The sequence below is a fragment of the Haladaptatus sp. CMAA 1909 genome, assembly GCF_043952005.1.
GTDB lineage: Archaea > Halobacteriota > Halobacteria > Halobacteriales > Haladaptataceae > Haladaptatus.
In genome coordinates this window covers 1,907,513-1,920,053 of sequence record NZ_JBIOAV010000001.1, presented here as the reverse complement: position 1 = coordinate 1,920,053, position 12,541 = coordinate 1,907,513, and the positions used below count along the sequence as shown (strand labels likewise).

Here is a 12,541-nt window from a genome sequence, read left to right as displayed (position 1 = left end):
GATTACAGCGCGAACATCGGGAGAATGGCAGCTTCTATTTTCTGGAAGTGTTCGCTGACTGTTGATTCACTCACGTCGAGTTCGTCGGCGATCTCCTTCTGGGTGGTCCGCCTCGGAACGTCGTAGTACCCTCGTTCGACGGCGAGCGAGAGGATTCGCTCCTGCCGTTTCGTGAGCGCCGAGGCGAACTGCCTCGACCGCGGCTGATACGTTCCCGTCCGCTCCAACTCGACATCGATGACCTCGGAGACGGCGGCGACCACTCGGTGAAGGGAGTCCTCCGCGCCGACGAGCGTCACACGGAGCGACCCGTCACTCGTGTATTCGACCGGCGTGTCGAGGATAACGTCGTTCGCGCGGAGCAGCGTGAGGAGCGTCGTCGCCGGTTCGGCCGGCCGCGAATGGACGTACGCGAACCCACGTTCGCCACCCGAGACGTCCCATCGAAGGACGCTCGAACTCGATTCGAGCACCCCCTTTGCCCTGCCGAGGTCGCCTCGAAGCTCGTAGAGGAGCATCGTCGTTCCGTCGTCCAATTGGTCGAGACGGTGGATTCGGCCGCGCGTTATCGCCGGGTCCATCGCCATCGCACACTCCGCCGGATGGAGGGCAGCATCGTTCGCTTTCGACCGGATGGTGACGAAACGCATGGTGGTTTCTACTCGCGTGTTATTATAAATCGACCTAGGAAATTCGGCAGTGCTCGCTTGCTCACGCCGGTCAACTACTCCGCCGACAACGAATGAACGACGATTCCACACGACACACGACGTTCGATGGCCGACTGTTCGGAACCGCTACCGCAATCGGTGGGTTAGGACTCATCGCGTACGCACCGGCGCTTTCGAGCGGTTCGTCTCCGCTGAAAGCGCTGACTCCCTTCGGTGCCTTGCTCCTATTCGCCTCCTTCCTCGGTGCTCACCTCTCGAACGGGACCGGTTTCGGGGCACCACTCATCGAAAGCGTGTTGGCCGGAGAGGGGGTTCGTTCGCGGGAACGTTCCCGCCTCACCAGAATGGCGGTTCTCGGGGTCGTCGTCGGCGCGTTCCTGTCGATGTACGAACTGTTCGTCGTGCGTCCGATTCAGATGCGAGTGGGCGTCGATGTCGTCGCCGACATGGTGTCGCTTTCGCTCCCCGTTCGATTCGTGGGCATGCCGCTGTACGGCGGGTTGACGGAGGAGGTGTTCTGGCGGTTCGGCCTCATGACGTTCCTCGCGTGGCTCAGCACGTTCGTTTCCCGAACCGAAGACGGCCACCCGACGAACGGGGGAATCTGGGCCGCGAACGTCCTGTCGGCAGTCGGATTCGCGTTCATCCACCTGACTCCGTTGTTCGCGGCCAACGCCGTTACCCCGCTCTCGGTTGGCGTGACGCTCGCCGGTATCTGCGTTTTCGGAGCGCTCCTCGGATGGTGCTACTGTCGGTACGGACTCGAAGCATCGATGACCGTCCATCTCGTCACGAACGTCGTCCTCGTCCTCGTTTTCTCGTGGCGACTCGGACTCTAACCGCTCACTCGGCACGTCGTCCGGCGTGGCCGGGATAGTCCCGCTCGAACCGGTCCTCTACCTCCCCGCGATTGAACTCGATGACCACCGGTCGTCCGTGCGGACAGGCGTAGGGGTTTTCACACTCGTCGAGCGCCGCGAGGAGGCTCACCACGTCCCCCTCCCGAAGCGACGTGTTGCCGGTTATCGACGGATAACACGCCAAATCGGAGATGAGTTCGTCCGCAACCGCCTCCGCGGACGTGGCTTCGGTTTCCGAATCGACCGAGATGAACTCGGAGAGGACGTCTCGCAGGAGGTCCGGCGGGAGCGTCTTCGAGAAGACGGCGGGGACCGTCGTCACCTCGACCGTTCTGTCCCCGACGAGCGCGGCGTGAAACCCCAGTCGCGCCAGCGCCTCTCGATACTCCTCGAACAGCGCCGCCTCGGCTGCTGTCAATTCGAGTTCGACCGACGACGCGAGGACTTGCGTGGTCGTCTCGCCCGCGAACTGTCGACAGAGCCGTTCGTAGTTCACCCGTTCGTCGGCGGCGTGCTGGTCGATGAGCACCAACCCGTCGTCGGTTTCGGCGACGACGTAGGTGTCGTGGAGTTGCCCGAGAACCCGCATGCTCGGCAGTCGCTCGAACGAGCGTTCGTCCGTTCCCCCCGCCTCGTCCGTCTCGGGGAGCGTCGTCGCGGCCGTCGGCGCGCTGAACTTCCGTTCCGGGTTGTCTGATGGAAGGACGTCCGGCGAACGCTCGCCCGTCGATGTTTCCGCCGCGGAACGCTGCTCGTTCGCCGGAGTATCATCCGTCGGAGTCCCCTTCGTCGCTGAATCGCCGGCGGACACCGACTCCGTTCGAGATTCCGTCGCGGCCCCTTCGGTGACTACATCGTCGCTAGCCGACTCCGTTCGGTCCGAGCGTGTCGCGCTTGCGTTTCCGGGTTCGGTACGCTGGGGGCCGGACGAGACGTCCCGCGGCCCCGGTTGTGGGGTCGTCTCCGAATCGGCCGCCTCCGCGTCCATCGTCCCTTCGCTCCCGTCTTTCTCGTCTTTCCCCCCTTCGCTCCCGTCTTCTTCCTCCCCCAGTTCCGACTGGACGGGTTCGGGGATCACGTTCGTTTCGTCGGGCGCGGAGCGACCACGCGGGGCGGACGCCCGGATGAGTCCATCGTCGAGGAGGGCGTCCGTGACGGCGTCGCGAACCGCCGTCTTCACCCGCGTTTCGTCGCCGAACCTGACCTCCATCTTTCGCGGATGGACGTTCACGTCCACGGAGTCGCCGGGCACGTCGAGGAAGAGGACCGCGAACGGGTAGCGGTCCGGTGCGAGTTGGTTGCCGTAGGCGTCGAGGATGGCTTCCCGAACCACCGACGAGCGCACGTACCGACCGTTGATGTAGGTCGCGACGTACTCGCGGGTGCTTCTGGTCGTCTCGGGTTGGCTGACGTAGCCCGAAACGTCCACGACATCCCCGCCGTCCACCGAAATCATCGACGTGGCGACGTCCCGACCGTACACCGACAGAATCGCGGACTGGAGGTTTCCCTGTCCAGTGGTCGAGAACACCTCGCGCCCGTCGTGTTCCAGCGAGAACGCCACGTCCGGGTTCGCCAGCGCGTACTGCGTGACGACGCGGTTGACGTGCGCGAACTCCGTGGAATCGGTCTTCAGGTACTTCCGCCGGGCGGGGGTGTTGAAGAAGAGGTCTTCCACCTCCACCGTCGTTCCCTCGGGACACCCCGCCGGACCCAGTCCCTCCACTTCGCCGCCGACGAGACGGAGTTCGGTCCCCGTGTCGCCGCCTCTCGGTTTCGTTCGGATTTTCGTCCTCGACACGCCGCCGATGGTGTACAGCGCCTCGCCGCGAAAACCGAGGGTGGCGACGCCCGATTCTAGGTCGTCGATGTCCCGAATCTTGCTCGTCGTGTGCTCCTCGACGGCGACCTGAACGTCCTCCCTGCTCATCCCGACGCCGTCGTCCGTGACCGCGATTCGCTCCGTTCCGCCGCCGCCGATCCGCACCGAAATCCGCGAGGCGTCGGCGTCGAGGCTGTTTTCGACCAGTTCCTTCACTACCGAGGACGGCCGTTCGACCACCTCTCCCGCCGCGATTCGTCGAATCGTCGTCTCGGAAAGCGCCCGGATGTTCGTCTCCCCGTCGCTCATTTCTCGAACCGTTTCGTCCCGGCGTAATCAAGGTTCGTGTGTCCGTTCGCCCGCTCATTTATAACGAATAATGATAATAAAATCGCAACGTTTACTCGCGTCCGTCGCGTGTACGTTCTACTATGGAGTCGTTTACCGAAACGTTGGAGATCGTGACGTTGGGGAACCACGTCCGAATCGAACTCGAAGACGGACAGGCGTTCGAAGGTCCGGCAAGTCCCATCGACTACATGCCCAACGACCGCTTCCGCCTCGAAATCGAGCCGCGACACGAGGGGATACGACGCTGTGAGATCAGCGCCGTTTACGTCGATGGGTCGTGGACGACGCCGGAGGTTCGCCACTACAGCCTCGGCGACGAGGATTGGATTGTCGCCGGAGAAGCGCTCGGGATGGAAATCACGCGATAATCGCCGACTCGCTGCCGTCGGTGGCCGACCCGACCGGCCGCTATCGGACGGCGGTCAGCGTTCGACGGGTGCTGTCACGCAGGAGCTAATCCACGCGTTCGAGTTACCCGGGTCGTACATCATTACGACCCGTCCCGATCCGTCGGAGTATTCGGTACACTGGAGTTCTTCGGTTCGTTCGTCGCTGGTAATCGTCATGGTTGGATAGGAGGTGAGCAAACGGAACCACCGAGTGAATCCCCGGGAGACGAGTCGAGTCTCATCGGCGACTCCAGGCCGATCGACAGGTCTCGTCGCAGAACGAGTGGAGAACGACCGATCCGTCCTCTTTCGTTTCCGTGACGATGGGATACCACGTGGTGGTGTCGATGGGCGTATTACAGTGGGAACAGACGGGCGTCACGGACCGCGTGGTGGTGTCCTCGCGGCGATCATCCCGTTCCTCTATTCCGGGGGTGTCGCTCATGCCTCTATTTGCGAGAGGAGCGTGGCAGTCACCGTTCGGTTGTCCGAAACCACTACTTCGCAACCGGCCATCGTAAAGCAGACGCTGGACTCGACGTTCCGCATTACCGACGGGGTCGGCCGGAATAGCCTGTCGAGCGCGTCCGGATCGATGATGTCGTACAGCGGCGTGATACGGGCGGGATCGGCTTCGGCGACGTCGGCGACGGCACGTATCACGGCCTCGCTGACACGCCCGTTTTTGACGGATATCGTTGCGGTAGTTCCTCGTTCACTCATGCGTTCCACGACCGGAGGCAGGACAAGTATCCGTAAAGGGGTTCCAGCTAGCTATGCAGTACCACGGCGAGGCCGACGCTAGATACCTAGCTACTCGACTTCGTAGAGTCGGTCGAACAACTTCCGCTGTGCGATTCGGAGGTGATTGATAAACGTCGGTTGCGTGATGTCGAGGGACTTCGCGACTTCCTGCCCGGTGGTGCCGCGTGGGGAGTCGAAATAGCCGCTCAGGTAGGCCGTCTTCAACACCTGTCGCTGCCGGTCGGTGAGACCCTCCTCGAAGGCCGAACGACAGGTTTGAACCGTCTGTACCGGCCGTTCTCGGTCGCGTCGAGCGGCGAGTTCGAGCCCCGAATAGCGCGCTCGGAGCGTCTCGACCAGCTCCCGGACCTCCGTCGTGGGCGGGACCGTAACGACCGCTCGAATGCCGTCCTCGGTAGCGGTTATCGACTCGGGCACCGCACCACGCTCTCCGAACACCGACGGAATGAGTGGTTCGGACGCCGTGATCTCGAACAACACCTCGTCGTCGCGTTCGGTGACGGGGCGACTGCGTTCCACCGTGATGACCTCGTCCAGATACGCCTCGACTGCATCGACATCCGCCCCGTGAACGGTGATGAAGAGGTGGTCCGTCTCCTCGTCGTTGACGATTCCCTCGTAGGTGACTCGGCAGTCGAGGTCCGTAGCGAGTCGTTGGAGCAAGTCGTCGGAACCGCTGACCCGAAAGTCGAGTTCGATACTCCGGTCGGTCAACAGGCCACGCTTCGTTTCGAGCGCGTCGATGGCGTACGCGATGGTCTCCCCGAGTTCGGCGAACACCGACTGTGAGAGCGCGTCGAACGCGTCCGAGCGCGTCGCGTACACCATCAGAACGCCGTAGGAGTAGTCCCGGTAGACGAGCGGGATTCCGATAACCGATTGATAGCCCCGCGTGAGCGCTTCGAACCGCCACGCCTCGCGTTGCACGCCCCCGGCGACGTTTGTCACGGTCGTGAGGTTGCCGTCTTTCACCGTCCTCACTGCCGGTTCCACCGCCGTCGAGTCCGTCTCGAGCTCCAAGGAAACGCTGTCCAAATAGCCACGCTCCATGCCGGACCACGCCTCCGGGACGACCTTCGATGCCGCCTCGTCGAAGGTGCCGACCCACGCCATGGAGAATCGGTCGGTTGCGGCGAGACGCTCACACACCTCGTCCACGACGTCCGAGCGCGAGTCCGCGAGGACGAGCAGGTGTTCGATGTCGCGGAGCAGTTCGGTCGTTTCGTGGAGTCGTTCGAGGCGTGTCGCCTGTTCTTCGAGTTCCCGCTCCCGTTCGCGGAGCGCGGTCTCTCGACTGACCCGGTCGAGTGCGGCCTGCGTCGTCGCGGCGAAGAGGGTTGCCAGTTCGACGGCGTCCGTTTCGAACGTTCCCGGTTCGTCGTCGATGGACGTGAACACCCCGTGATTCCCGAGCGGGACGTACAGTCCGCTTCTGAGGCGCGTCTCCGGGTTGTACACGTGCTCGGACTCGCGAACGTCGTCGAACACCTTCGTCTCCCCCGTGGCGAACACCTGCCACGCGATACTCTCGCCCGCTTCGAAGGGAACCGGCGGTCCGACGAGCGATGGGACGTCGTCCGAATAGGCCGCCGGGACCAGCCTGTTCGTTTCCTCGTCGAAGAGGAAGACGACGACGCCGGGAAGGTCGAGCACCGACGCACCCGCGGCGGCGGCGATTCGTGCCACTTCCTCCGTCGAGGACGCTTCGAGCATCTCCTGTGTCGCGGTGTGTAGCGCCGTGAGCGCCTGCTCGTGGCGCATCCGTGCTGTGACGTCCATCGAAACGCCGATGACCCCCGTCACCTCGCCGTCCTCGTCGCACATCGGTTGATACCACGTCTCGAAATACAGGCCCCCCAACTCGTGCACCGCGTTGACGCGTTCGCCCGCGAGCGCTCGCCGCACCTCGGCGATGATGTCGGGATACCCGGAGAGGCGGTCGAAAATCGACTCACCGACGGCCACGCCCGGGGATTCATCGAATGTCGCCAATCCGCGACCTTCGGAAAGGGTGTACCGCCCGTCGGCATCGAGCGCGAACAGGATGACCGGAACGTTCTCGACGACCGATTCGAGGCGAGTCTTGATCTCTTCGAGTTCGCGCTTGCGCTCTTTCCGCTCGGTGATGTCGGTGTACACGGCGTAGGACCGCTCGCCGGATTCGCCGGGGTGAATCGGAATCGACCGCAAGAAGAAGTCCCGAACGCCGTCGGCCGTCTCGCGTCTGACTTCGTCCTCGATGTACTCGCCTTCCTTCACCCGGCGATTGATGGCTTTCCCTTCCGCGGCGAGTTCCGTCGGCAGAACGACGTCGTCTATCGAGCGACCGACCATCTCGTCTTCGGGGTAGCCGAACGTCTGCTCGAACGCGGCGTTCACCGCTCTGATCGTCGGAACGTCTCCCTCGTACTCGCAGTAGGCGGTCGCGTCGCCCGAATCCTCGAACAACGCCGCGACTCGGTCGCGTTCGAGTTGGAGACGCCGGTCGCGCTCGACCCGTTCGGATATGTCGCGCATGACTCCGACCGTTCCCTCGAACGTGCCGTCCTCGGACGGCAGCGACGTGAATCGCACTTCGACGGGAACCGTCTCTCCGTCGGCCGTCCGAATTTCGATTTCGTACGTGCCGACCTCCTTCTCTCCGTCGAGGAGGAGTTCACGCTGCCGAAACGCTTCCGAGACGGTTTCCTCGTCCGAGATGAGGGAGCCGTGTGCGCCGACGAGTTCGTCCCGCTCGTACCCCGTCAACTCCTCCATCGCCTCGTTGACGGCGAGAAGATAGAACTCGTCGTCCAGCGCGTAAATACCGTCGTCGACGGTATCGAACATCGTTTCGTACCGTTCGAGGTCGCGCTCACGCGCCGTCCGTTCGGATGGTTCGTCTAGTTCGACGGCGACGAAGAGGCAGTCGCTTTCGGGGAGCCGAACCAAGCGGCAGTCCCCGAAGCGTTCCCGCCCATCCGCCGTGGCGAAGGCGACGGAGGCGGTGGCGTTGCCGTCATCGAGCGCCGTCTCACACGCGGCGTCGAAGCGTTCGCGGTCGGACTCGGCCACGAGGGTCCCGGCCCGCCGTGCGGCGAGGTCGGTCTCGGAACGAGCGGTCAGGTCGGTCACACGGTCGGACCACCACGAGAGGGGTTCCTCGTGCCGGAACGCGAACGCGAACACCGTGTCGTCTAACGCCGAGAACAGTTTCGCGATCGACCGAGAATCATCACCGAAACTCGACACGAGCGCATCGAACCCGCCGACGTTCTTCGACGTCCGTTTGTCGGGAAATGACGTCATTGAACCATCCCCCTCGATAGCGAGGGTCGTTGGGGGATAGAATGGGCGGCACAGGCATGAATCCACTGCTCGTCGCGCCTCCGGAGTACGACTTTCGACCGGGATCTCCATAAAATCCAAACGAACGCCCAAATGGGACGGGAGTCCAACCCTATCGGCGACCGGGTTCACGATCGAACCGTCATCGAATCGGGCGACTACGCCGACCGCTTCGCCACGAACTCGCCCGTGAGCGCCGCGAGTTCGGACCGAAACGTCTGCTCATCGAACTGGGCGGCGTCGTGAAACAGTCGGTCGTGTTCCTCCCGGACGATGTCCTCGAACACGCGGTCGTACAGGGTATCGACCGTGACTCCCCGATTCGTGGCTTCGACGTCCGCCGCGACGCGTCGAAATCGGCGGTCGGTCGCGAGTTCCTTTGCCGCCTCGTCGGCGGGCAACCGCATCGGTTCCGCGTCCGCCGTCGTTCCCGCGTTCGGGTCCGAGAGTTCCGCCCGCTCGCCCGTCTTGTTTCGGAGGACGACGCCCGCCGCCGTCCCGTCGTACCAGTTCGAACGGGGAATCTCGTAGCTATCCGGATCGAAATCGACCGCTCGAACCTCCTTCTGGAGGGCGTTCACGGAGTGGAGTCCGAGACGTTCGTACACCTTTTCGACGGCATCCGGCGGGAGAAACCGCCCGTCGTCTCCGTCCCAGATGTCGTATCCCAAAAACGACGGTGTGCGCTCCCACTCGTAGTCGATGCCGCACTTGACCGTCGCTTCGCCGAAGAAAACGACGGATTCGACGTCGCCGACCGCGGCGCGCAACGCCTCGCGGTCGAGGTTCTCTCGGAGATGCCGAGTCAGATGCTGGAGGGAGGCGGGTATCTCCTCGGAGTCGTAGACGCGTTCCCGGTCGCCGACCCGAATCACGCCGGTTTCCTGTAACTGGAAGCGGACGCCGACCCCGTCTATCTTCTCCTGAATCCAAAGGTGGCCTCGTTCGAACAGGGCGGGCGCGTCGTCGGCGTTCGGCGTCGATGGATACCGTTTCATGGATGGTGTTGTGATCGGCACCACGGAGAGGTGGCGTGTGGTGCCAGGGGCGACGGACTGCTATGAAACGATGGGTGAGCGTGCTACTCGTAATTTTTCATGTGCAGGTTCACCTTGGTACGTGTACGAGAGCGTTCTTCCTCGATGGCATACCCGAATCGTTTGTTGATTACTCGAAATTCGTCGCCGAATTACGCCGGATGTGTCGAACAATGCCGGATTATTCTGCCGATTCCCCGGATAATCGAACCTCTCTCAACCTTCTGTCGTATCCCAACCCGTTTATTTATATATTACATAGGTATGTACCTTTAAGAAAAAGATAGGTACACACGCTGAATTCATTCAATCGCATGTCAGAGAATAACCTGCAACGGTACCTAGCACAGCACCCACGAATGATCGGCGTCCTGTTCGCCATCTGTACGCTCCTTTTAGAAGCGGGGAACGTACTGGCGGCTGCAGGAGATACGATAAACGGTCCATAATAAACTCATAAATTCTCTGTAGAGAGTTCATCACTCCACCGGAGTTCTCCCTTTATTTTCACAGGTAATAATTCGAGCTTTAGCGCTGTATCAAATTCATCAGCAGTAAGTCGAAATTCCGCTAATGTACCAGATGCGAGATATCGGGTTGGGTCGTCTTCTATCTTGGAAGAACATATCGATCCCAGACCATAGTTTGGTGAGGGAAAGCATTGATGCTCGAGCAAAAATTCGTCCCCATCCCGCGTGACTCGGTACATCATCGGCGTTCCGCTCTCACTCTGACACAACGTCACCCCGCCGTCCCCGACTGTAATGTATTCCACGCCGCCGGCCAACTCCTCCTTTGCGATGCTGAGGGCGCTCCGTAGCGAGAACCCGCAGTTCAGCAGTCTGGCGAGCGAGCGTCCGATCTTCGTCGCCGAGGAGTTGATGACCTCCGCGAGGGTGACGACGCCGCCCTTGCTCCCCTTTTCGACGAGGGCCGTTCCCTGCCGGTAGGACCGGCAGGCGTTGAGCAGGAAGGCATCGACGTTGACCTCGGGGAGCGTGTTCGCGTCGAGACAGCCGTCGGTGCAGTGGAACCCGCTGTCGTCCACGTGGCCGATGTAGTGGATGAAGTCGGCCTCGGACTGGAACAGGGTCGCCAGTTCGTCCGTCGTCGTCTCCTCGTGAATCGACACGTCGAAGGCGACGAAATCCCGAAGCCCGTAGAACTGCCCCACGACGTTCTCCTCGTCCATCGCCACGTCGTTGCAGACGACGTGGACCTTCAGCGCCGAATCGTCCGGCGCGGTGTAATCGACCCGCTGACGGAGGGATTCTATCGACACCTTGTTCGCCCCGATGGGATAGCCGTTGCCGACCCACGCGTGTTCGATGGTATCCGCCCTCTCGATTTGAAACAGTTCGTCCTCGCCCCAGTCCCACGCGTCGGCGGTGCTTCTCGTGAAGTCGCCCGCCGCGACCGCCGCCGTTCGCGTAAAGTCGTCGAACATCTTCGGCTTGGGTCGTGACGTGTACGTCGCGGGGTCCCGTGGCGTCCGCAGCAGCGACAACTCGTCCGCGAAGTACGGGAGCGCGGGAAGCGTCTCCGCCGTCGGAACCACGTCCGTCGTGAGATGCCAGTCGGGGACGTGCGACCGGAGCGTTTCGAACGGAATCGAGAGGTACTCCGGGAGCTGTTTCGCCAACGGCTGACCGTACAACGCCGTGAAATCGAGGTCCACTAACGGCTCGACCCGTTCGCGCTCGTGCAGTTCCACCGGGTAGTATCCTTCCGTCCGGGTGAGACAGTCGAGGAAGAACACCTGTCGGAGGGTGCGGTTGACCGCGGCTTCGTACCCGTCCGGTCCGGAAAGGGAGTGTTCGAACTCCCCGATTCGCAATCGTGGCGCTCCCCCGGCGACGAGTTCCGCGCCGAGATAGTACGCCAGCGACGCGGCGGGATACACGTACTGTCGTTCGGGCGGCACGACGAGTTCGACGCCCGTTTCCGGGCGCTCGATGTCGCTCGGGACGTCGAAGGACTCTCCGAACTCGATGACCGGTGGATGTCCGCGAAGCGTCGGAAACGACCGCTCACAGGAGGTCGTCTTCAGCGCCGACCCGAGCAACGAGAGGGCGGTCATCGCGTCCTCGATGTCGTCGGTAACGGTGATGGTCCCCGCCGGTTGGTCGTGAAACGACCGTGCACCGATTCGCACCCGGCGACGCTCGTCGAAACGAATCATCGCGGACGTTTCGCCGTGGTCGAGCGACAGAGAACCCTCGACCGCGATGTACAGTTTCATCGGCGTACTCTGGACTTCGAGGAGGTAGGCGTCGAAGGGGAGGGACAGTCCGTCGAACGTCGTCGCATCCGTGACTATGGACCCGTCTTGGGTGCGGACGACGACCGAGAGGTGGTTCGGAACCTCGATCGCGCCGGTTTCGAACCCGACCGCCGCATCGATGGGAAAGTAAAATCCGGCCGTCTCGGTTGGTTCTATCGACGGATGATTCTCCGTGTACAGTTCGAATCGGACGTTCTCCACTGGGTCGAAGATGGCGATCCCGGAGCGCCGATCGAGGGTATCGAACTCCATATCAATCTGTTCTCATATCTCGCGGTGATTACAGCTCTATCCACACCGTCGTCTCCTCCAGTTCGGGAACGTGCCAGCGCTGTTCGGGCTTCAGCCCCGGCTTTCGACGGAGTTCGATTCGCGCATCGAACAGCGGTGTCAGTTCCTCTACGATGGGTTCTTCGTCCCGGACTCGAAGGTGGTAGTGTGCCATTCCGCTCACTCCACGGACCGTCGCGGTGAGGGTTCGGAGGATCCGTTTCGTCGCCCGCTCGTCTCGCTGGATGAGCGGAAAGAGCGAGTCGATACCGACCCGAAGTTGGGCGGGATCGAGTCCGTTTTCGTGCTCCTCGTAAAAGCCGATAGCCGTCTGAATCTCCTCCCCGAGTTGATGGATGTTGTCCTTTCTGGGCGGGTCGAGATAGGACGCAGCGGCCGGAATCGACCGTTCCCCGTTTCGCTGGTCGATGACCCACGCCGTCGTATCCGCGACGGACGTATGCTCGGGAAATCGGGATTCTGGGCTATCGATGGTTCGATCGATGAGCGCCAAGATTCGATATCGCTTTCGTCCGTGCCCGAACAGCGCGCGCGCCGCCTTTGCGGAAATCGAGTCGGGGACGTTCCCGGTTACGAGGAGGTTGCTCCCGCGCCGTTTCAATTGCTGTAACCACACGTGAAAGTTCGAATCCGTATCGTCCCCCCGAAACTGGAGTCCCGAAGTCATACTGTATGAATTGGAATTCTTTCAGATAAATATTCCGGGTTTTCGAACCCTGAAGAGAATATCCTGTACGCGTTCTT

The 12,541-nt window shown here is 62.1% G+C and carries 12 protein-coding genes; 3 read left to right on the top strand and 9 right to left on the bottom strand.

Annotation, left to right across the window (positions count from 1 at the left end; all coding sequences use genetic code 11):
* Nucleotides 1-2: 2 nt before the first annotated feature.
* Nucleotides 3-650: a helix-turn-helix domain-containing protein gene (locus ACGYLY_RS10540; protein WP_395281674.1), complete on the bottom strand. Its 648-nt coding sequence runs from the start codon at nucleotides 648-650 to the stop codon at nucleotides 3-5.
* Nucleotides 651-742: 92 nt separating this feature from the next.
* Here ACGYLY_RS10540 and ACGYLY_RS10535 point away from each other — a divergent pair, with 92 nt between their 5' ends.
* Nucleotides 743-1,510 (top strand): type II CAAX prenyl endopeptidase Rce1 family protein, encoded by a 768-nt coding sequence (locus tag ACGYLY_RS10535; RefSeq protein ID WP_395281675.1) that lies wholly within the window; start codon nucleotides 743-745, stop codon nucleotides 1,508-1,510.
* A gap of 4 nt (nucleotides 1,511-1,514) precedes the next feature.
* On the opposite strand, the gene mutL is transcribed toward ACGYLY_RS10535, so the two are convergent.
* On the bottom strand, nucleotides 1,515-3,662 hold the full coding sequence (gene mutL, locus ACGYLY_RS10530; protein ID WP_395281676.1) for a DNA mismatch repair endonuclease MutL: 2,148 nt from the start codon (nucleotides 3,660-3,662) through the stop codon (nucleotides 1,515-1,517).
* Nucleotides 3,663-3,784: 122 nt separating this feature from the next.
* Here mutL and ACGYLY_RS10525 point away from each other — a divergent pair, with 122 nt between their 5' ends.
* Nucleotides 3,785-4,072 carry a hypothetical protein gene (locus tag ACGYLY_RS10525; protein WP_231184444.1) on the top strand — a complete coding sequence of 96 codons (288 nt, stop codon included), beginning with the start codon at nucleotides 3,785-3,787 and terminating at the stop codon, nucleotides 4,070-4,072.
* Between the two features lie 54 nt (nucleotides 4,073-4,126).
* Here ACGYLY_RS10525 and ACGYLY_RS10520 read toward each other — a convergent pair whose 3' ends face one another.
* The 5 genes from ACGYLY_RS10520 to ACGYLY_RS10500 all read right to left on the bottom strand — a co-directional run bounded on the left by ACGYLY_RS10520 (nucleotide 4,127) and on the right by ACGYLY_RS10500 (nucleotide 9,183).
* On the bottom strand, nucleotides 4,127-4,270 hold the full coding sequence (locus ACGYLY_RS10520) for a hypothetical protein (protein WP_395281677.1): 144 nt from the start codon (nucleotides 4,268-4,270) through the stop codon (nucleotides 4,127-4,129).
* 61 nt (nucleotides 4,271-4,331) lie between these two features.
* On the bottom strand, nucleotides 4,332-4,538 hold the full coding sequence (locus ACGYLY_RS10515; RefSeq protein WP_395281678.1) for a hypothetical protein: 207 nt from the start codon (nucleotides 4,536-4,538) through the stop codon (nucleotides 4,332-4,334).
* Nucleotides 4,535-4,816, bottom strand: coding sequence for a HalOD1 output domain-containing protein (locus ACGYLY_RS10510; protein WP_395281679.1), 282 nt, complete (start codon nucleotides 4,814-4,816; stop codon nucleotides 4,535-4,537). The genes ACGYLY_RS10515 and ACGYLY_RS10510 overlap by 4 nt, the downstream gene beginning before the upstream one ends.
* Nucleotides 4,817-4,906: 90 nt before the next feature.
* A complete protein-coding gene (locus ACGYLY_RS10505; protein WP_395281680.1) occupies nucleotides 4,907-8,146 on the bottom strand; it encodes a PAS domain S-box protein in 3,240 nt (1,079 codons plus the stop codon).
* 197 nt (nucleotides 8,147-8,343) lie between these two features.
* On the bottom strand, nucleotides 8,344-9,183 hold the full coding sequence (locus ACGYLY_RS10500; protein WP_395281681.1) for an RNA ligase family protein: 840 nt from the start codon (nucleotides 9,181-9,183) through the stop codon (nucleotides 8,344-8,346).
* A 353-nt stretch (nucleotides 9,184-9,536) separates the two neighbouring features.
* Here ACGYLY_RS10500 and ACGYLY_RS10495 point away from each other — a divergent pair, with 353 nt between their 5' ends.
* Nucleotides 9,537-9,671, top strand: coding sequence for a hypothetical protein (locus ACGYLY_RS10495; protein WP_395281682.1), 135 nt, complete (start codon nucleotides 9,537-9,539; stop codon nucleotides 9,669-9,671).
* A 5-nt stretch (nucleotides 9,672-9,676) separates the two neighbouring features.
* On the opposite strand, the gene ACGYLY_RS10490 is transcribed toward ACGYLY_RS10495, so the two are convergent.
* Nucleotides 9,677-11,758 (bottom strand): hypothetical protein, encoded by a 2,082-nt coding sequence (locus tag ACGYLY_RS10490; RefSeq protein WP_395281683.1) that lies wholly within the window; start codon nucleotides 11,756-11,758, stop codon nucleotides 9,677-9,679.
* A 28-nt stretch (nucleotides 11,759-11,786) separates the two neighbouring features.
* Nucleotides 11,787-12,464: a hypothetical protein gene (locus tag ACGYLY_RS10485; RefSeq protein ID WP_395281684.1), complete on the bottom strand. Its 678-nt coding sequence runs from the start codon at nucleotides 12,462-12,464 to the stop codon at nucleotides 11,787-11,789.
* Nucleotides 12,465-12,541: the final 77 nt, after the last annotated feature.